This window comes from Oceanobacillus sp. B139/18, assembly GCF_055524595.1.
On record NZ_JBVFXI010000002.1, the window covers coordinates 586,561 to 607,101 of the forward strand.

The following is a 20,541-nucleotide window of genomic DNA, read 5'->3' on the forward strand; positions in this document are numbered from 1 at the left end:
ATATGTATATTCATCTATCTTCTTACTCTGAAAGGAGCTAATTATGTCAGATAACCTTACATTCATACTTGATGTTCCTTATCAGTTATGGCAAAAAAATAACTCGAACCGATTTAAACAAATAGATAATCACGAATTGCCTATTTTTGAACCGCCAACTCATTTTCCCTTACTTACAAATGATATCGCCTATACCGACGGAGGGTTAAAAACAAGTCAAGACATCCATTTTCAATACGCATATGATGTACGTTATGTCCTTCGTCTCCCTTCCTCTTATAAGCTTTCGGATGATATGGAAGCATTGCTTTCCAGTGAGCTTCCTTTTTATGCTCAAAGAATCATGGAACAGACTCAAAAAAGGCTGCTGCTGAAGATTTACGATTGTATCAATGCCATTACAGCTTTAACCAATCTGGATGAATTACTTTCTAAAATGATTGACACGACAATGGAAGTTATCCCTGAAGCCGATGTTGGCGTGTTATGGGTTTATGATGAACAGGAAAAATGCCTAAAAGTCAGAAAAGCATCCGCCTTGGTTGATAACGAGACAATGAAGCATATGAGAATGAAGCCCGGGGAAGGAATGATTGGTTCCGTATTTCAGGAGGGGGAGGCTAAAGTATATCAGACAAGCAGTGAGGTATTCCAAGCAAGTGCGAATATGTCTAATATGAACCTTCGTTATTTGGGGAGGGCCTATTCTTTTAAAGATGTAAAATCTGTTATATGTGCTCCAGTCAAAGTACAGAAAAAAACTAAATGTGTTTTGATTCTTTATCAATTTAAACAAGCAACATTTGATAAATCTGAATTGGAATTGCTCAAAAATTTCGCTGATCAAATCAGTATTGCGTTACATAATTCGAATATTTTTGAAGCGATGCAGAAACAAAATCACCTGTTACAAAAACGGACAGAAATTCACGAACGACTCGTAAAGCTTTCCTTAGAAAATAAAGGAATTTACCACATCAAACATGCTTTAGAAAAAATTATTGGTTTTTCTTTTTCATTGATCGATGCTTTCCATTTTTCTATTGACGAGGATGAAAATGAGGCTTTCTATCTTATTGATAAACACCTCGAAAAATGGAATGACAGCAAGTCCTTAAGTACATCATTCTATGTCCGGTCTCCCAAGAATTATTTACATCAGGTGTATCCCATCGTGGGTTCGAGTACCTGTTTGGGATACGTTGTTTTTGAGGCAAAAATGACCCTGTCTTCCACACAGCGAATGGTGCTGGAACAAGGCATTCCTATTCTGGCACTTGAATTTACACATCGGCAAACAGAAACAAACAATCAGTTTAAAGTCTCCGAAGAAGCCTTTCAGCATTTACTTCTTGCCGAGACAAATGCAGAGTTGTTAGAAGCGGCCAAAAAACTTAAACTGGAGAAAACACAGCCTGTATTTGCACTTATATTCGAAGTGGCATTGGATATGAATCCTACATTTATAAACTTATATATGCAACGTTTTTTACATTTTCTTAAAAACCAGCTGGAAAAGCACCTACATGTTCTATATACGCAGGATTCATCCATCATTACCTTGCTGAAGGCTTCCACTGCACAAGAAGCAGAAATGCTTGTTTCTAAAGTACTTTCTAATACTTCCGTGAGAGCACGCGCGGGAATTGGAGGAAGAGCAGTTCAGTTTGTTCAAATTAGCAAAAGTTATAAAGAAGCTTATAAAGCGCTAAATCAGCTGCAGGAAAAAAGGATATGGAACAAGCACTTAAATTTCAAAGATATCGGAATCAATCAGCTCTTCCTATCTCATTCAGAAGAAGAAATACGTTCTTTTGTTGATGATTTTTTTGAACCAATCATGGCTCCTAACGGAAATGACTCACATCTCGTTGAAACACTGCAAATTTATATGCAGCATAACCAGAGTATGCAGGAAACGGCAAAAGCTCTTCATATTCACGTTAATACATTATATCAGCGCATTCATAAAATCGAATCCGCTCTTCAGATTTCTTTAAAAGATTCAGAGGATGTGTTAAATGCTCAGCTAGCCTGCTACTTAAAAGAACACTGGGTAATTGATGCTTGATTCAGAAGGAATGATAAAATAAATAAGCCGTATGAATGTTTGATTTCATACGGCTTATTATCCTTCTGGCCTTGCTTGAGTCTTCGGATGGCAAACTTAAGAATCCACCTACTTTTCCGGATACTTCTCCTGTAAAAACGTCACCGACTGTTTGATTAATTCCTTTAATATTTCTTCATCAATATCTGCTACTTTATTAATATACACACAGGCCTTGCCAGTTGTATGCTTGCCAAACCTCGCAAGCAAATGCTCCCGCTCTGTATCACCTGTCGCAAAATAAAGACTGATTTTTGCTTTACGCGGAGAGAAGCCGACTAAAGGGGCATCTCCTTCATGACCAGAATCATATTTATAATGATACCTGCCAAAACCGATAATGCTCGGCCCCCACATTTTCGCCTCAAAACCCGTTGCTTCTGTAAATAAATCCAACAGACGGTATGCATCCTCCCGCTTTTTCAGATTTTCTACCTGCTCAATAAATTCCATGACATTGCTATCTGTTTCTTTCGTTTTTAATTGATACATTTATTTCCCCTCATATGCCTTTCGCAATATTTCTATATTCAATTTTTTCATTGGCATCATTGTCTGGTTCACTCTGGCAATTTGTTCCGGGGTTGCTCCCTGCCCCATCATTTCATCCAGGTCACTGGGAGAAATCTGCCAGGACACACCAAACTTATCCTTTAACCAGCCGCACTGCTCTGCTTCAGGTACAGCTGACAACTGTTCAAAATAATGATCAATCTCTTCCTGTGTATCACAGTTAACCAGCAAAGAAACAGCTTCGTTAAATTGAAAACCATGCTCCAGTCCGCTATCCATTGCCGTTATCCAGACATTTTCAAGTGCAAAATCTGAAAACATAACCGCGCCTTCCTTGTTTGGTTCCATTCCTGCGGGATAATAAGCCATATTCCCTTTTTTGCTGTTGTTAAAAATGGATAAATAAAATTGAACGGCTTCTTCCGCCCTTCCTGCATTTTCTCCGGTAAACATCATGGATGGCAGAATTGGCGGGCGTTCTTCGCCTTCCGGGTTCGTCAGAATAAGCTGCCACGACAATCCATATTTGTCTTGTATCCAGCCATATTTCTTACTGAAAGGATACGAGTCAAGCGGCATCAGCGGAACACCGCCATCAGACAGCTTTTCCCAAGCTGCTTCAAGCTGTTCTGCAGCGTTCTCATCTCTTGCCGGATCAAAATTTACCATAAACGAAATGGATGGATTAAATGAAAAATACGGTCCTGCACTGATTGCCATAAATCGCTGCCCCCATAAATCAAAAGAAACCAAATCGCAATCTCCTGATGGGGTGTCAGGAATAATCGTTTCACTGATTATCTTCGAATCCGGAAAAATGGACGTATAAAATGCTGCTGCCTCTTTTGCTTCTTTATCAAACCAAAGGTGGGGCACAATGTTGTTTGAATCTGCTGTCATTATTTTTCCTCCTTCATGCTATCAAGGTTCTTTTATTATACCATTTTTTATTTTTTCTACTTCTTTTCATTTGCTCTTTTTCTTGTTCTTAAAAACATTATTTTTTTACAGAAAATAAATGCACTGCGCTTCCATTAATCTGAAAATTACTTCTTTATTTTTTTCAAACAGATACCTAGACAATAGGTCTCTGTTCCACTATGATAGTGCTATTGTTTTTTTAGACGGACAGAAAGGAAGTGTTAAAATGACGATGAAATTCTCCCGTAATACGATTCTATTTGTATTTATGATTGGTACATTTGCGATTGGCATGACAGAGTATGCCGTTACTGGTTTATTAACACAGTTTGCGGCGGATTTAGATGTGCCCGTTTCAACAACTGGTTTATTGCTCAGCGTTTACGCGATCAGTGTTGCTGTCTGCGGTCCGCTGCTTCGGATATTAACGGTTAAATTTTCACCGAAGCCGCTGCTTATCGCACTTATATCCATCTTTATTATAAGTAATATCATTGCGGCTACCGCTCCAACCTTTGAGGTACTGCTTCTTTCCAGACTTTTCTCTGCAATCATGCATGCCCCATTCTTTGGACTATGTATGAGCATGGCAGTTGAAATTTCCCAGCCTCATAAACGTACCAGCTCCATTGCTACTGTGCAGGGCGGACTGACGATTGCCATTATGCTTGGCGTTCCTTTTGGTTCCTATATCGGCGGCGTGCTTGATTGGAGACTCGTTTTCTGGTTTATTGCAGCAATGGGCGTTATTAATTTAATTGGCCTTATGATTGTTACACCAAATATAAAACAAAATGAAACTCCTAAGTTGAAAAATGAGATGGCAGTATTGAAGAATAAAAATGTCTGGATGCTGATTGCCGTTATTGTCTTTGGCTTTTCCGGGGTATTTACCGCTTATACGTTTACAGAGCCTATGCTTCGAGATATTGCAGGCTTTGATGTAACCAGTATTACAATTGCTTTATTCTTATTTGGATTAGGCGCAGTTATTGGTAATTTTGTTTCTGGAAGTATTCAGCCTGAAGTACTGACGGAACGGTTAATTGTAGCGATGACTATTTTAGGCACTGTGCTGATTGCCATTACGTTCTTATTTATGAACCCAATCTTGACGTATGTTGCCTGCTTCTTATTCGGTGCCGGAACCTTTGGAACCACACCAATATTAAATGCAAAGATCATCTTGGCAGCAACAGAAGCGCCAGCCTTATCGGGAACGATAGCTGCATCTGTATTTAATTTAGCAAATTCGATTGGGGCAACATTAGGCAGTCTCTTATTAACGAATCAATTTTCCTATAGAGAAATCACCTTTGTCGCCGGTGGAATGATTTTCTTTGGCGTTGTTCTGATGTTTGTTACGCATAAAATTGAGGATAAGTCTTTGTTTAGAGTTTCTGGAGAGGCTTATGAATAGCATATGGGAATATAGGAAGAGGAGGGCCAAATATATTTAGCCCTCCTCTTCTCGCTCTTGTTAAAATTGTATTTCACCCCTCATTTTCATAAGCCTTATACCAATGATACGACTGTAGCTCTTTTAACGCTTTAAATTCAATTTCATTATTCGAATTTGTTATTGCTGCTTTTACGCCTTCTCCCCAGTAAAAAAGACGCTCTTGACAAACACCGCATGGCGTTAAGATAACGAATGATGCATTTTCATCCTCTCTGGCAATACAAATTGAGTGCGTTATTTTGGTATTTAGTTTATGTGCTTCTAAAATCGCTCCTGTTTCCATACATAATTCTGTAGAAGCATTAATCACCTCCGGGGCAACGCTTGTCAATATATGGCCAGATTCGATATACATCGCCGCTGCACCGCCCCAGCCAGAAGGATATCTCTTTTTTACTAAGTCTGCTGCTACTTTATAAAGTTGTTGTTCTATATTCATATTCATTTCTCCAATTTTTTGTTTTGTTATTGTTAGTATAACAGCAATTAACTTCTGTTTGTTTCTATACATTTAAAACAAATACGTATTTACAAATCCTTACTATACCCAGCATAGCTCTTCCAAACAGTGTATCCCAATTTATTATAAAAAGCTGTCAGCCCTGTCCAATCAATGACAATGCGGGAGACGCCCCGTTCTCTTAAAAAACCGATTCCTGCTTCCACAACAGCTAATCCATATCCTTTCCCGCGTTCGTTCGCATCCACTCCTAAAGGCCCAATCCCACCTAATTCCTCCTGAAACAAAGGAGCCCAGTATACATTTTGAGCGATGAAAGGTGATTTTTCATCATTCATTCGACAAAACCCAATGATTTGCTGTCCTTTTTTTAAAATCGCAAATTCTCTTCCTGTACCGCCCTTTTGAAAATAATGAATCGCTTCATATTCCCATCTTCCCGGGAAACACCGATGTAAAAAATCAAGAAATAAGTCCTTATCTTCCAGCTTTAACACCTGGCATTCTATCCCTGTTATTTTGGGGACTGCCGCTACATCGTCGTTATGATATTTTCGTATCATGTCATGCTCTATCCCGCTGTTTTGATATCCTTTCTGTTCAAACCAGGATTTTGCTTCTGCCAATTCCATGGGGATACCGGGAAAATAATGCCATGGATCACGTCCCAGCAGAATTTGTTTTACACCGGCAGCCTTTAAATGCGTTTCAGCATTTGCTAACAATAAAGAGCCAATTCCTTGATCTCTCCGGTTCTCCGCCACAAGAAGCACTTGAATCCATCCGATTTCCTTACTCATACCCGCTTCCTGTTTTTCCTGATATCTCTTTGCAACAACAAATCCGACCACATGATTTTCCTCATCGATAGCAATTGCGGAGGCTTTTTCACATATATTCTCATCCTCAAAGCTATTTTGTTTAAACAACTCCTTCCGCATTGGAAAATGTTTTCCTATTTCCTGATTCCATAATTGAACCAGTGCATCTATTCTTCTGTCATTCCAGGATTCCAGCTTCATGCTTCACATCTCCTTTCTTTTTTGAGGATGTGTATAGTAAGCTTTTATTCTTGTTCTGATGCCGCAATAAGAAGCCTTGCAACACTTTTTATCTTCTTTATTTTTTTATCTTTTCATTCCCTTTTTTAAAGAAATCCACCGCGTCTCTTGTCTCATCCAGATGCTTTACGGTAACAGGATATTGTAAGGCAGCTACACTCATAAACAAAATATCCATGACCTGCAGCTGTACGATTCGGGATGATGTGGCGCCGCTCCGGAAAATAGGCTCTCTCGTTGTAGATGTATACAGCTTTATATCTGCATGCTCGGTAACCGGCCATTTTCCGTATTTAGTCAGACTGATTGTTTTCACACCTCTTTTTTTGGCAAGATGAAGCATATTTGCAATTTCAACGGTTTCTCCTGAAAAAGAAATACCAAAAACAACATCGTTTTCGCTCATATTGGCAATGACTGTCGCCGCAATATGCATGTCTTCAAAGGCATAGGCGTTTTTATTAATCCGGATAAATTTTTGAACTGCATCCTGTGCAATCATCCCCGATGCACCGACACCGATAAATAAGATTTTTGAGGCATCATTCATCCATTGGACTCCTGTCTGCAGTTGATCAATATCAATTAATTGTGCTGTTTCTCTTATCGTTTGAATACTGTTATTTGTCATTTTATCAATAATCGATAAGGACGTTTCATCCGGATCAATATCGCGGAATCCGTACTCTTCTTTTCTTTGCAAATCACCCGCAATACGGATTTTCAAATCGTGAAAACCCTTCAAATTCAAAGACTTGCATAATCGGATAACTGCTGCGCCGCTTGTTTCACTGCGTTTCCCGAGCTCCTTGGCAGTTAATGAAATGACTTTTTCCGGGTTTTTTAAAATATAATCAGCAATCTTCTTTTCAGATGGCGGGAGACTCAAAAGCATTTCATTGATTCTCGTTATTCCACCGTTTATAAAAGGCAATAGGATCAACTCATTTCTTTTTCTCTCTTCACAGAAGAACCTGTTTTTGATTAAATCCAATAACTCCTCGGTTCAGTAATTGTAGAGGGATGCATAACTGCCGTAATGATTCTAACGATATAAAAGATATTTTTTTCGCGTTTTTTTAAATTTCCCCAGCTCCTGTTGGCCTTCCTCTATATACTTTTCTGCTTCTCCAGCTAAGATGTATTTCCTTAAACGCTTGGTTCCTGCCAGTAAATCAAAAAAATACTTCCCATTTTCATTTTCGATAAATTGAAATTGATTCGGATAGAGTGCTGCGATGGTTTCCACTAAAGTGACCCCTGCTCGTAAGGCATGAAGTGTATGGCGGTTTTCGATATGAAGCTGTACACCGCCACAGATTTCACCTTCATGTTTTTGATAAGTCGGAACAAAAGATACAGGGCGGGCGAGCACGCCAGGAATTTTTTTATCATTATATACTTTCGCCAGCTTCTGCCCTTCTATAAAAGGAGCGCCAATCCACTCAAACGGTTTCGCTGTCCCTCTTCCCTCGGATACATTGGTTCCTTCCAAAAGACAGGTGCCAGGATATAAAATAGCCGTATCAACCACAGGCACATTCGGCGATGGCGGAATCCAGAATAAATTCGTATCATCAAAATACATACGGCGTTTCCAGCCCTCCATCGGCACAATAGAAAGGTCGCATGCGTAAGCAAATTCCTTTTTAAATAACCATGCCAATTCCCCTATAGTCATGCCGTGCCGATTCGGGATTGGCAGCAAACCGACAAAGGAACGCACATCCGGTTCGACCAGATTCCCCTCCATGTTAAGACCGGACACCGGGTTGGGCCGGTCAAGGACAATCAGCTTCTTTCCATATTCCATACACGCCTCCATCACATAAGCCATGGTATAAATGTACGTATAGTATCTTGAACCGATATCCTGTAAATCAAAGACCAGCACATCCACATCTGCAAGCATCTCTTGACTTGGCTTTCTTGTCTCTCCGTACAAACTGTATACCGGCAGCCCTGTTTTAGCATCTATGGAAGAGGATACCTCCTGCCCTTCTTTCGCATCTCCGCGGATGCCGTGTTCCGGAGCATATAAGGCCGTCAGATGAATTGCCGGATGCTCCGTAAACAAATCGATGGATGGCTGCAGTTTTTCGTTTACTCCTGTCATATTCGTAACCAGGCCAATCCGCTGCCCTTCCACTCGTTTATATCCTTTCTCTAAAAATATATCCAAACCTAACCGTACCAATCGTTCCACCTCCGTACATCATTTATGCAAGGCTTTCCTCCATTTTGGTAAAGGTTAAATGCGTTCCCCACATCAAAATATATGCGATCACACTTCCGCCAAAGAAAAAGAGGACAGCGGGAATGGTAATAAACAAAAGGTAGATAAGCGCCATGACGATGCCCAGAAGAAAGATGGTTAATAAAGGATGACCGATTCCAATAAGCAGTGCCCATTTGATATAGTCCACTGCCCGTAATTGAAAATGGGCATAAATAGGGAAAAGATAGAGCACAATCACAGTGAATAACAAAAACAATCCGACAACAGCAAAGCTTGCCATCGTATAGGCGATATGCTCCTGTGTCCGTAAAATTCGAAATTCCATTATCATGAGATATCCTGTTCCAGCCAGTAGATATCCTAAAACATTGATTTTCAGAAATTCTTTTTTATAGTTTTTCCAAAAAACCTGGAAGACAGGAATATCCTTCTCTCCATGGACCCACTTCCGCGCCACTGCAAACATCGCTGCCGTAGCCGGGAAAAATCCAACTACACCAAGTCCGACCAGCGAGAAAGCAATCCATAGTAAATTGAGATAAGCAAATCTCGTAATCCATACAGCAAAACGATAATATCCATCTATAAATCCGTTCATCGCCATCCCTCCCGTCTATTTCATTCTTTAATCGATCCGATTAATACACCCTGTACAAAAAATCGCTGGACAAATGGATAAACTAATAATAATGGCAGTGACGATACAATAATCACTGCATATTTGATCAGACCGGCTGTTTTTACCTGATCCACCAGCGATTCGGCTGACCCGCCTGGATCATTCAATTGCATCTGGTTCACCACGAGAATCTCTCTTAAAATCAATTGCAATGGGTACTTATCACGATCGGATAAATAAATCAAAGCGTTAAAATACTGGTTCCATAAATTCACTGCATGAAACAGTGCCATCACCGCAATAATCGGCAAAGACAACGGCAATACAACCCGTATAAATATATAGAAATCAGAAGCTCCGTCAATTTTAGATGCTTCTACTAATTGATCCGGAATACTTTGCTGGAAAAAGGCTCTTGCAACCAGAATGGACCAGGCTCCTACCACGTTCGGAATAATAATTGCCCACATTGTATCGAGCATTCCCAGGGATTGGACAACAAGGTACGTAGGTATTAAACCTCCGTTAAACAGCATGGTAAATAAAATAAACCAGAGGATAAATTTTTTAGCCATTAATTCTTTACGTGACAAGGCGTATGCACAAGGCAATAAAACAAATAAGTGAATGGCCGTTCCTACAAATGTGTAAATAATGGTGTTTTTATAGCCGAGCCAAATAGCATCATTGGCAAATACACGCTCATATCCTTTAAACGTAATATCGACCGGCCAGAGCCACATCCTGCCTGAGCTGACTGCTTGCGGATCACTGATAGAGGCACTTAGAACAAAGATCAATGGATAGACAATCAATACTAAAATAATGAGAAGAAATATGGTATTGATCCAGTCAAATCCTCTATCTGAGAGCGTAAACCTCTTCATCTTCTAAACCTCCTTACCATAGACTGTTGCCGCTTACCTTTCTGGCTGTATAATTAAACACGACCAACAATGCAATATTGATTGCTGAATCGAACAGCCCGATTGCCGCCGCAAAGCTGTATTGCCCTTCCAGCAGACCTGTTTGATACACAAATGTCTGGATTACATCCGATGTTTTGGCATTTAAATTATTTTGCATCAGCAGCACTTTTTCAAAGCCGACGGTCATAAAGCTGCCGATATTTAAAATAAATAACACAACGATTGTCGGCAAAATACTTGGGATATTAATATGGAAAATACGCTGCAGCCGGGATGCACCATCCACCTTTGCCGCTTCATGTAATTCCGGATTAACACCGGATAATGCCGCCAGATAAATAATCGATCCCCATCCGAGCGTTTGCCAGACACCAGACCATGTAAAAATGTGCCGGAACCAGCCTGGGCTTGTCAGAAAATCAATCGGACTTCCGCCAAAAACAACAATCAGACGATTGACTAAGCCTGTTGTCGGGTCTAAGAAGATAACAATCATCCCTACCACAACAACGACAGAAATAAAATGCGGCGCATAGGTTAATGTCTGAGCCCACTTTTTAAACATTCTATTTCTCACTTCATGCAGAGAGAGTGCGAGAATAATAGGCAATGGAAATAAGATTAATTGATACGCACTTAAAACCAGTGTATTTTTAAGCAGCCTCCAAAAATAATACGAATTAAAAAAACGCTCAAAGTGATCAAATCCTATCCAAGGGCTCCCCCAGATTCCAAGGTTGGCAAAAAAGTTCTTGAAGGCAATCTGGACACCGTACATCGGGATATAATGCAATATGATAAAATACGCAACCGCCGGAAGCAAAAAGACATATATTTGCCAATTACGGGCAAAATTCTTTTTCACTTGATAAAATTTACTTTGGGCTGGGACAGAAACGTCATTTTTAACTCCCTTCATTCTTTACCCCCCTATTTATCGGTGTCTGGATTCCCCTCCAGACACCGATAAATTCAACTTCTGTTCAGGATGACAAGCCGTTAATTTTCTTGATAGCGTTCATAGGCTGCCTGCTGGATTTCCATATATTCGTCATAGCCCATCTCTTGAATCGTTTCCACATAGGCATCCCATTCAGAGAAATCATTTTCTCCCGTAATAAAACCAGCCTGCATTTCTTCTACATATTTTTGTAAATCTGTTTCCAATACAGCGATACGGTCATTTTCTTCAGCTGTATACGTAAATGCCGGCCAAATTTCATCAATCAAATACGGCTCCAGCTGTTCCGCAGCTTCTACATCTGCCGGCGCATTCTCTGAACCGGTAAAGTATTCATCTGTAACGATAACCGGGTGATTGCCGCCGGGATTGATAATATACTTGGCAAGTGCCTGTGTCAGCGTTAAGCCGTCTGGATTATCCGTGATTTCTTCTGTCAGCTTCGGACCTTCCTCTGTTTCTTCATAGGTTTCTCCTTCGATGCCCATAAAGAACATTTTCTGTCCTTCTTCACTCCAGAAATAATCAATCCATCTTAATGCCGCTTCAGGGTTTTCATTTTCACTGGTAATCAGAAAGTTCCCTAACGAAAGAACCGGTGAGGTGATCCCCGTATACATTTTTGTTCCATCCGGACCTTCTAAAGCATTGCCCGGGATAAACTGCTCGCCTACTTCTTTTCCGTATAATTCCATTGGGTTATAGAATTGCACAGCGCCATAAAGATCATCTGCCGCACTTGCTAAATGCTGATCGACTTCCAAGGAATAAATATTTTGCTCAATCAGCCCTTCCTCGTAAAGCTTATTTAAATATTCCAACATTTCCTTGTATTGATCCGCAATCGGATAAAAACGGATATCCTCTGAATCTGGGTCACTGTCGATCAAGGTATGAAGCTGCCCGCGGTTTTGAACCCCAAATGCTCCTGAAATCCAATGAATGATACGGGACATTTCCGCTACACTGCTTAATGGAATTTCATCATTTTTTCCGTTCCCATTTAAATCTGTTTCTTTCACCGCTTTCAAATATTCATAGAATTCTTCGGTTGTTTCTGGATTATCCATCTCTAATTGCTCCAGCCAATCTCCATTTATCCACCCTTTTGCTCCAATCAATAAGGACGAAAAATCAGGGGAATAGACGGTCGGGATGGAATAGATATTTCCGTCCGGGAACGTAATCCCTTTCCGAATATCCGGGTTTTCATCAAGGACCTTTTTGATATTTGGCGCATATTCCTCAATCAAATCATTTAAAGGGATAAATGTGCCCTGACTTCCATATTTTTGAACATCGGAAACAGGCAGGTTAGCAGAGTAAAATACATCCGGCAAATCGCCGCTGGCCAGAGCCAGATTTCTTCTTTCCTCCAATCCATCTGCCGGCACCATATTCCATGTGATATCCATATTTGTGATTTCTTCATATTCATTCAAAAGCAGCACATCATTCCAATCATCCGCCGTCGTTGCTGCTTTCCCGGCAAAAACCTCTAATTCAATCGTATCCTCTACAATTGGCATGCCTTCTGTATTTAAGTTATTTAACGCCTCTTCACTGCCGCCGACATCAGCCTTATCGTCGTTATTACACGCCGATAAAGCAATCAGCAGCACAGCTGCCAGCATCATGAATTTCTTTTTCATTTTCACAGGAAGTACCTCCAAGCTTTTTTTATTTTAATATAAGGCGGAAAAAAGGAAGGGGCTTCTCCCTTTTTTCCACTTGGCAAATATAAACTTCCCTATTTGCATAAGTGCAAAAGCTCTTCGATGGGACGAGTAATCGCAGTCCCAACTAAGGCATTCATCCGAATGCCAAGTTTTCTAATGAGGCTATTACTTACTGTCCTTCTTCATAGCGTTTCAGTGCTTCGTTTTGAATTTCCATATACTCATCCAGACCCATTTCTTCCAATGTCTTCACATAATTATCCCACTCATCAAAGGACGTTTCTCCCGTAACAAATTGTGCTTCCATCTCTCCAACATACTTCTGAATATCCGCCCCTAAAGAATCCAGCGCCGCCTGTTCCTCTTCTTCATAGAAGAAAAACGGCCAAGGCTCTTCAATCAGATAGGGGGCCATGTTTTCTGCGTTTTCGAGATCTTCCGGCTGAAATTCAGGTGCTGTCGAATATTCCGGATTTTCAATTACTGGATGTCCTCCGCCCGGGTTAATGATATACTGCGCCAATGCTTCTTGAACCGTTAACCCATTTGGGTTATTTGTAATTTCTTCCGTTAATTCCGGCCCATCCGACGTTTCTTCATAAGTTTCTCCCTCTAATCCCATAAAGAACATCTTCGCCCCTTCGTCACTCCAGAAATAGTCAATCCAGCGAATCGTTGCTTCCGGGTTTTCATTGACATTGGTAATGGAAAAATGCCCCAGACTATTTACTGGTGAAATGACAGAGGTAAACAGCTTATCTCCATTCGGACCTTCCAGTGCATTACCTGGAATATAACGTCCCCCGACTTCTTCTCCAAAATAATCCTTAGGATTAAAGAAGTTCATGGCTGCATATTTTCCTTCTGCTCCATTCGCCAGAAAATGATCGACTTCAATCGAGTAGATATTTTGTTCAATCAAGCCTTCTGTATATAGTTTGTTCATATATTCAAGCAATTGTTTATACTCATCCGCTGTACGGTAAAAACGCAGTTCTCCCGTTTCCGGATCTTCATCAATGGAAGGATGCAAAATTCCTTTATTCGATACTCCGAATGCACCGGTCAACCAATGGAATAAACGATCCATCGACACACTGCTAAATGGAATCACTTCATTTCCATCAACGGATAATTCTTTGGCTGCTTTTAAATATTCATAAAATTCGTCCGTCGTTTCCGGATTATCCATTCCGGTCTCATCCAGGATTTCTTGGTTTATCCATGGCTTATCATCCATCAAGGATGTCGGCGATTCTGGATCTCTTAACCGGGGAATGGCGTAGATATTTCCATCTGGAAATGCGATTCCTTGTTTGATTTCAGGATATTTCTCCAGGTATGCCTTGATATTGGGAGCATATTCATCAATCAAATCATTAAGCGGAATGAAAATGCCCTGCTCGCCGTATTTATATAAATCAGAATTAGGCATATAAGAACCATAGAAAAGATCCGGCAAATCGCCGCTTGCTAACGCTAAATTTCTTTTTTCTTCTAACCCGTCAACCGGAACCTGATTCCAGTTCATATCGATATTCGTCATTTTTTCATATTCGTTTAAAACAGGAACATCATTCCAATCATCTGCCGCTGAAGCAGCTTTACCTGCAAATACATCAATCGTGATTTCCTCCTCCACGATTGGCATCCCTTCTTGATTCAGATTTTCGAGTGCATCCTCACTTCCCCCGACAGCTTCTTTTTCATCCTTACTGCACGCAACCAGCACGGAAAAAAAGGAGATGCATAATAGAAATAAGATTTTCTTATTCTTTTTCACTCAAAAACCTCCCCCTATTTTATTTTTCTATATAAGTTGAAATAAAAATTTTACCTTCTAGCAACCGCTCCGGAAATACACTACGCTAGTTATAGTGCTTAATTTTATTAGGTGGAAAGATTAGTTTAAATATTTCAACTTATATAGATTTTAATTAAATAAAATGCAAGATATTGCATTTCTTCTATTCAGATACTGTGAGCAGCAGCTTTTGTCCCCCCTATTATTTAGCTCACCTTCCCCTCCCCCTTTCGTATTTTTCTCTCTCAGCTAATTAACAGCTTTAATGATCATGCTGCTATCAAATATTGACCGGGAGTGTGCCTCTCGCTTTTTCCCTGCCAAAAATTACTCCAGCGGCTGCCTGTAATGCAGGATAACCAGGTTCATAGGTATTGATAAAGGCTCGCAGTTTGTTTAGATAATGAAAATCATATGGATTCCGCATGCCAACGCCAATAATATTGCTATTATCTTTTACTAATTGATTAACAAACGCAATAACAGGGCTCTTTTCCGTCACAGTCATTGTTCCTAAAATGAGATAATCAACTTTTTTAGCAGCGTGAACAAGCTTTTCCAGCTCATGCTCCAGTTTATTTTCGTCATACACCTCCACAGCTGCGTGCGGAATATACTCCTTTACTGCTGAGCCAAGTGACTTCTGCTGCGATGTTTTATCTTCCACCTGCGTCATGAAGCTGTGGGATGGTTCTAATACAAGGATTTGCAGCTGTTTATCTACTTTTAACGGCAGCAGCTGATGATTATGCACCATTGTGACGCTTTCTCTATACACTTTCCGGGCGAGCTGATGATGCTCCTTTGAACCGACGATTTGTAAAGCTTTTTCTTTATCCGGTACTAAGGTATCCTTCCAGGAGGTATACTTTTCTTTTAACAGCTGGATGCGCTGAAATGATGCTTCGATACGGGATGCATGTAATTCCCCGTTTTCTACAGCATCGGTAATTGCCTGTATCGTTCCTTTTTGAACAGGATGCGTATGGGAAACCATGACAAAATCCGTACCCGCCTGCAGTGCTTTCACTGCACCTTTCTCTGTTCCAACGGAGTTTGATATCGCTTTCATCTCCATGCAATCCGTTGTAATCGCTCCTTGAAATCCAAGCTTCTTTCGTAACAGTTTCACATACACCTGCTTCGATAAGGTTGCAGGCGTATTTGCTTTCGGCTCAATTGCCGGAAAATACACATGAGCAGCCATGACAGTGTCTGCTCCAGCTTGAATACATGCTTGAAATGGAACTAATTCCACGTTTTCCAGCCGTTCCATCTCATGCGATATCACCGGTAAGTCTAAATGAGAATCTACACTGGTGTCCCCATGACCGGGAAAATGCTTTAACGATGTCATCACACCTGCAGCCTGCAGTCCTTTCATCATTGCTTTTCCAAATGCTGCAACCTTTTGGGGGTTTTCACTAAAAGAGCGCACACCGATAACTGGATTCTCAGGATTATTATTCACGTCTAAGACCGGCGCCAGATTCCAATTGATTCCCAGTGCTTTTAATTCTCTTCCCGTTGCTAAACCGATCTTATATGCATGCTGCGGTTCATCTGTTGCACCAAGCGCCATCGCTCCTGGAAAGGTTGTCATCCCTTGATGCATTCTGCTGACGACCCCGTTTTCCTGATCCAGACAAATAAATAGGGGCTTTTCATATCCGGCGGCTTTTGCTTCCTTTTGTAAAATGGAAGTCAATTGAAGAACCTCTTCCGGCTCACCGATATTCCGGCTAAACAAAATGATGGAGCCAACATGATAATCATGAATCAATTCTTTTATTTCGGGCGTGATTGCTTTTCCGTTAAACCCGACAACGAGCAGCTGCCCAATTTTTCTTGCTAACTTCTTATTACTCACAAAATATCCTCCTTTATTTAATCGCATAGAAATCAGGATAGATTTCCTGCTGTGACAATACGATGGTATAAATTTCTGCCTAATGAACCTTCCTGCATCGGATACGGACCTTCAAAATAAAGCCGATCTTCCTCCAGCTCCTCTATTTTATTGATTTCTCCTCCAATGTATTGATTGAGGCGGTACATTACCGTATCGATTCGTGTAAGCACGCCGCCATACCGAATCTCAATAATTTCCCAGCCAAAGGGCTTATGGAGAGAAAACCATAGGGCGCGATGTGTTTTTCGCAATGTATCCACACGCTCTTTGATCTCTTCTAAGATAGGGAGCATATCTTGAAGCATTCCCCGATTTTGGTTATCATATATTACTTTTAAGTTTCTGCCTATTTCCGCTTTGATACTGAGCACATGGGATAATTGCCGGTAAAAATGGAACAACAGGCTCCAATCCTTATTTCTTTTTGCTGCACGCTCTAATTTAACCGTTAAAAGCTTATAGTGTTTGTTTAAAGGCAGATTTTTGATATTCTCATCATACAAACCAATTAAAATATCCTGCCATAATAACAGCTTGGAGGGATTGGAGGTTTGTAAATTATGCTTACTGACCCCAGGCGTTTCATCCAATTGATTGAACAGCATAAAATCATCAAAATAAGCACCCGTACAAAAACGAAACCGTTTCTGCAAATGGACATCGGAAAAGGATTCCTGATAAGCATGTTCGGCAAATAACTGCAGGACCGGCAAAGCCGTCATCATTGGTGTCTCCGCTCCATTGTCCCCCCACATCGTGACGAATACTTCCTTGATATTCTCTTTTTTACAAGCACGTAAAGCCGCTTCCGTGGTGGCAAAAGCTTTTCCATAATTCGGGGAGATTCCATTCCACGTCCACACTCCGCCCGCGAATACGGGATTATACTTTAATGCTTTGTGCTTCTGAATAAATGTACGATAAAATGCTTCATCATCATGGTAATAATCCCAGTAAACAAGCTGCGTATCTGGAATCGATGCAATGACCGATTCAGGAATATCCGCTTCCAGATCATAATATCCTCCATGCTTGGACCCAAGGCGGAAATACATATCACTCCAAATCATCGGCTTCAGCTTTTTTCTCTCTGTAATAGCTGTTACCTCTTGCAAATGTTTATTCATAATATCGAATCTTTTTTCATAGCCATGTTTATCCAAATATTTCCCTAATCCCAGCTGATGTGCTTCATCCATTCCAATGTGAATCCGTTTGGATTGGAAGGGACGGCTTGCAGCTTCAATAAGATGTTCTAAAAATGTATACGTCTCCTTTGAACCGGCCAATAAAATGTCAGCTGTATCGCGGAGAGGGATGGCATAGTTCCATTTTAAAGCCTCGGTTAAATGAGCTAATGTTTGAATACAAGGAATCATTTCAATCCCTAAATCCGCTGCATACTGATCACATTCCCTGAGTTCCCCTTCTGTATATCTTCCACGCATATAGCCAAAATAGGGATATTCCTTCACTTCATATGTATCTTCTGTATAAATCATCAGCGTATTTAACCCCATCATGGCCATTTTTCGCAATAAATCCTTTATTCCGTCTACTGTCATAACTGCATTTCGTGAGGAATCCAGCATCGCACCCTTCATCGTAAATTGAGGGTACTCCACAAGGGTAAAATCTTTTTCCGTATAAAAATGCTCCAGCCATAATCCAATTCCTCTAAAAAAATGAATCTTTTCCTGAAATAAGATTTCACCTTCCTTATTTTCATTTTTTACAGAAAGGGCCCCTTCTCTTTGACTCACATGAATGGGATGCCCATCCTTGGATAATTCAATACCCAAATCCTTTAAAAGCTGCTTCAGTCCTTTTTTCACCTGTGATACATCACCTGTTAAATGAAGTTTCATATCCGCTCCGACCTCGCTTTTCTTTCATATAGTATTTATCCGTTTTGAACGTTATCGTACGTATCTGAATATTCCAAGCTGTACTTTTGGTTTGTATTAGAATATGCTTCTAAAAATTGAAATAGAATATCAGATTTTCATTCGAAATATTGTTATTCTGTTTTATCTGGGCCAAAATTCTAGAAAACGCTCCTTGTCATTTTTCCTCGTCTTTTAGATTTAGCTTGGGTTTCAACACTTTTTCGCAGTTTGATGATAGGAATCATTAGCAAGTGCTTATTGTACAATCTTTCCGGTATTTAGAAGACATACGAAAAACTCCCTTCATAGCAGGAGAGAAATCTCCAGCTGCTATAAAGGGAGCGTATCAAATGATTTTTTTATATCAAAGAGAATATTGGCCTTGTTACCAGTCAAAGAAAAATTTTAACATTAAAACAATAACTGCATATCCTACAGCCCCTGTTAAAAACCATTTAAAGTGGGCCTCTCTTTCTTCCGGCATCTCATATTTGATAACGTTGAGAATCATCGCACCGGAAATAAAAGAGAAAATAACAGCGAGGACAAGCGTATTAAAGGTTATAAAAGAACCAACCAGCCAGCCGATAACGATTCCTGCTGCCAGCACGTACCTGCCATATTTATTATACATTTCTGAATTTTCTCTCCACATATCATGAGCTACTGCAAAAAAGTGCAGGCCGATAGCTGAAGAATAAAAAGCGACTTGTATCCCTTGTACCTGTGATTGAATAACAACAAATGAAATTAACATATTATAAATGCTAAAAAAGATAATTTGCACCCAAAAAACGCGGTTTTCAATGGCCTTTTCCTGAGCAGTGTCTGACTCCTTCTCTGATCTGTTCAAAGACCGATTTACTATATTTTGAATACCGAAAAAAAGCAGCATACCAATTAATCCAACAAAATATAATTCCGATTCCATTGCCAAATCATCTGTATCCTGCAAGCTTGCCTGTTCTTCATGAAAAGCAGGTAATACATAGACAAAGATATACGCAGCTGCAATCCCTCCGGAAAAAGACAGCCAACGATCTCTTTTAATACGATCAGAGGGCAGTATCTGATTAGTTAATAAATGAATGGTTATCAATATAACCCCAACCACGAACGCTCCAATTGTCAATATTTACACTCCTACGTTCAAAAAATCTTTCCTTCATTCAATAACCTATACCCCTAATCATCTCGTTAAAAACCAACTTTATCACTCAACCAACACCTTATTCTACTCTTTTTATCATCCCATTGAACGCAACCTTAGAACGGGAATAATGGATAACTGGATTTCCACCTAAAAGTTCTTTCGATAAAAAGGAAACCATCGTCTGCTTTTCTATAGTGACTTCTGCATTTTGGACTTGCCACTGCTTATGCTGAATATCCCCGCGATATAAAGAATCCTTTTTATATGACCAGAAGATGTACCGCTCCAACAGCCAATAATCAAGGCTTTCTTTTTCCGGATAAAAAGCTGCTTCCACCGGCGTATAGCTTGCTTGAAATTTAGCCGCCACCTCTCCTCTACGTGAGCTCTCCAGATAATAGGCATCAGCTGATGTCTCCATTTTCATATCTGCATGAAGAAAAGGAGCATGTACTATTTTTGCTCCTAAAACGACAACGAATTTATTCGTATCCATCGTAAAGAAATAAACGCCTCTTTCTCCATTTCTTTTTACATACGTTCTTACATTCAGCTGCAGCATTGGGCGCAGAAAAGGGGTTCCAGGCAGATAGCGAAAACGGTTCTTGCTTACTTTGAAAGCAACAATACTAATCCACGCCTGTCCATCATAAGTATCCAGTTCTACTCCTTTGGGTAACTGGGCTGCTAAAGCATCCCGTGATACTGGCAGATGGATAAATAACAGATGCTCCCATTTTTGGAGAAGAACCCATGAAGAAGGATGATGCATGCCTGCTTTTTGGATTGTTTTTTTAATAATCATATGGATTTTTTCCTGTTCATGTTT

General features: G+C 40.2%; 17 protein-coding genes. 2 read left to right on the forward strand and 15 right to left on the reverse strand.

Annotation, left to right across the window (positions count from 1 at the left end; genetic code table 11):
* Positions 1-43 precede the first annotated feature (43 nt).
* Positions 44-2,071 (forward strand): helix-turn-helix domain-containing protein, encoded by a 2,028-nt coding sequence (locus ACZSMY_RS10240; protein ID WP_193063047.1) that lies wholly within the window; start codon positions 44-46, stop codon positions 2,069-2,071.
* A gap of 108 nt (positions 2,072-2,179) precedes the next feature.
* Here the strand turns inward: ACZSMY_RS10240 and ACZSMY_RS10245 are convergent, their stop codons facing one another.
* Together ACZSMY_RS10245 and ACZSMY_RS10250 are read right to left on the reverse strand one after the other, a co-directional pair.
* Positions 2,180-2,602 (reverse strand): DUF1801 domain-containing protein, encoded by a 423-nt coding sequence (locus tag ACZSMY_RS10245; RefSeq protein ID WP_465147752.1) that lies wholly within the window; start codon positions 2,600-2,602, stop codon positions 2,180-2,182.
* A complete protein-coding gene (locus ACZSMY_RS10250) occupies positions 2,603-3,523 on the reverse strand; it encodes a VOC family protein (RefSeq protein WP_465147753.1) in 921 nt (306 codons plus the stop codon).
* 247 nt (positions 3,524-3,770) lie between these two features.
* On the opposite strand from ACZSMY_RS10250, the gene ACZSMY_RS10255 reads away from it, so the two are divergent.
* Positions 3,771-4,964, forward strand: coding sequence for an MFS transporter (locus ACZSMY_RS10255; protein WP_193063041.1), 1,194 nt, complete (start codon positions 3,771-3,773; stop codon positions 4,962-4,964).
* 73 nt (positions 4,965-5,037) lie between these two features.
* On the opposite strand, the gene ACZSMY_RS10260 is transcribed toward ACZSMY_RS10255, so the two are convergent.
* The 13 genes from ACZSMY_RS10260 to ACZSMY_RS10320 form a co-directional block, all read right to left on the reverse strand.
* Positions 5,038-5,445 carry a cytidine deaminase gene (locus ACZSMY_RS10260; protein ID WP_465147754.1) on the reverse strand — a complete coding sequence of 136 codons (408 nt, stop codon included), beginning with the start codon at positions 5,443-5,445 and terminating at the stop codon, positions 5,038-5,040.
* A gap of 89 nt (positions 5,446-5,534) precedes the next feature.
* Positions 5,535-6,488: a GNAT family N-acetyltransferase gene (locus tag ACZSMY_RS10265; protein WP_465147755.1), complete on the reverse strand. Its 954-nt coding sequence runs from the start codon at positions 6,486-6,488 to the stop codon at positions 5,535-5,537.
* Positions 6,489-6,585: 97 nt separating this feature from the next.
* On the reverse strand, positions 6,586-7,461 hold the full coding sequence (locus ACZSMY_RS10270; RefSeq protein ID WP_084613031.1) for a MurR/RpiR family transcriptional regulator: 876 nt from the start codon (positions 7,459-7,461) through the stop codon (positions 6,586-6,588).
* Positions 7,462-7,572: 111 nt separating this feature from the next.
* Entirely contained in the window at positions 7,573-8,724 is a 1,152-nt protein-coding gene (locus tag ACZSMY_RS10275) for an exo-beta-N-acetylmuramidase NamZ family protein (protein WP_226894778.1), read from the reverse strand.
* A gap of 22 nt (positions 8,725-8,746) precedes the next feature.
* Positions 8,747-9,364, reverse strand: a complete 618-nt coding sequence (locus ACZSMY_RS10280; protein WP_193063035.1) for a YesL family protein — start codon at positions 9,362-9,364, stop codon at positions 8,747-8,749.
* A 20-nt stretch (positions 9,365-9,384) separates the two neighbouring features.
* Positions 9,385-10,272 carry a carbohydrate ABC transporter permease gene (locus tag ACZSMY_RS10285; RefSeq protein ID WP_042532559.1) on the reverse strand — a complete coding sequence of 296 codons (888 nt, stop codon included), beginning with the start codon at positions 10,270-10,272 and terminating at the stop codon, positions 9,385-9,387.
* A 13-nt stretch (positions 10,273-10,285) separates the two neighbouring features.
* Complete coding sequence (locus tag ACZSMY_RS10290) at positions 10,286-11,233, reverse strand: ABC transporter permease (protein WP_042532558.1); 948 nt, start codon at positions 11,231-11,233, stop codon at positions 10,286-10,288.
* A gap of 80 nt (positions 11,234-11,313) precedes the next feature.
* The gene (locus ACZSMY_RS10295) at positions 11,314-12,927 is read right to left on the reverse strand and encodes an extracellular solute-binding protein (protein ID WP_193063194.1); all 1,614 of its coding nucleotides are present in this window, start codon (positions 12,925-12,927) and stop codon (positions 11,314-11,316) included.
* A 196-nt stretch (positions 12,928-13,123) separates the two neighbouring features.
* The gene (locus ACZSMY_RS10300; protein ID WP_193063033.1) at positions 13,124-14,737 is read right to left on the reverse strand and encodes an extracellular solute-binding protein; all 1,614 of its coding nucleotides are present in this window, start codon (positions 14,735-14,737) and stop codon (positions 13,124-13,126) included.
* A gap of 301 nt (positions 14,738-15,038) precedes the next feature.
* Positions 15,039-16,628 carry a beta-N-acetylhexosaminidase gene (nagZ, locus tag ACZSMY_RS10305; RefSeq protein WP_289585289.1) on the reverse strand — a complete coding sequence of 530 codons (1,590 nt, stop codon included), beginning with the start codon at positions 16,626-16,628 and terminating at the stop codon, positions 15,039-15,041.
* 32 nt (positions 16,629-16,660) lie between these two features.
* Positions 16,661-18,538 carry a family 20 glycosylhydrolase gene (locus tag ACZSMY_RS10310; RefSeq protein WP_465147756.1) on the reverse strand — a complete coding sequence of 626 codons (1,878 nt, stop codon included), beginning with the start codon at positions 18,536-18,538 and terminating at the stop codon, positions 16,661-16,663.
* Between the two features lie 406 nt (positions 18,539-18,944).
* Positions 18,945-19,691, reverse strand: a complete 747-nt coding sequence (locus ACZSMY_RS10315; RefSeq protein WP_465147757.1) for a hypothetical protein — start codon at positions 19,689-19,691, stop codon at positions 18,945-18,947.
* Positions 19,692-19,788: 97 nt separating this feature from the next.
* Positions 19,789-20,517: a YqjF family protein gene (locus ACZSMY_RS10320; RefSeq protein ID WP_052484990.1), complete on the reverse strand. Its 729-nt coding sequence runs from the start codon at positions 20,515-20,517 to the stop codon at positions 19,789-19,791.
* Between the last annotated feature and the right edge of the window lie 24 nt (positions 20,518-20,541).

Coding starts and splice junctions, on each gene's coding strand:
- ACZSMY_RS10245 (WP_465147752.1), bottom strand. CDS start 2,602: ATGTATCAATTAAAAACGAAAGAAACAGATAGCAATGTCATGGAATTT.
- ACZSMY_RS10290 (WP_042532558.1), bottom strand. CDS start 11,233: ATGAAGGGAGTTAAAAATGACGTTTCTGTCCCAGCCCAAAGTAAATTT.
- ACZSMY_RS10310 (WP_465147756.1), bottom strand. CDS start 18,538: ATGAAACTTCATTTAACAGGTGATGTATCACAGGTGAAAAAAGGACTG.
- ACZSMY_RS10320 (WP_052484990.1), bottom strand. CDS start 20,517: ATGATTATTAAAAAAACAATCCAAAAAGCAGGCATGCATCATCCTTCT.
- ACZSMY_RS10240 (WP_193063047.1), top strand. CDS start 44: ATGTCAGATAACCTTACATTCATACTTGATGTTCCTTATCAGTTATGG.
- ACZSMY_RS10265 (WP_465147755.1), bottom strand. CDS start 6,488: ATGAAGCTGGAATCCTGGAATGACAGAAGAATAGATGCACTGGTTCAA.
- ACZSMY_RS10295 (WP_193063194.1), bottom strand. CDS start 12,927: ATGAAAAAGAAATTCATGATGCTGGCAGCTGTGCTGCTGATTGCTTTA.
- ACZSMY_RS10250 (WP_465147753.1), bottom strand. CDS start 3,523: ATGACAGCAGATTCAAACAACATTGTGCCCCACCTTTGGTTTGATAAA.
- ACZSMY_RS10280 (WP_193063035.1), bottom strand. CDS start 9,364: ATGAACGGATTTATAGATGGATATTATCGTTTTGCTGTATGGATTACG.
- ACZSMY_RS10260 (WP_465147754.1), bottom strand. CDS start 5,445: ATGAATATAGAACAACAACTTTATAAAGTAGCAGCAGACTTAGTAAAA.
- ACZSMY_RS10255 (WP_193063041.1), top strand. CDS start 3,771: ATGACGATGAAATTCTCCCGTAATACGATTCTATTTGTATTTATGATT.
- ACZSMY_RS10285 (WP_042532559.1), bottom strand. CDS start 10,272: ATGAAGAGGTTTACGCTCTCAGATAGAGGATTTGACTGGATCAATACC.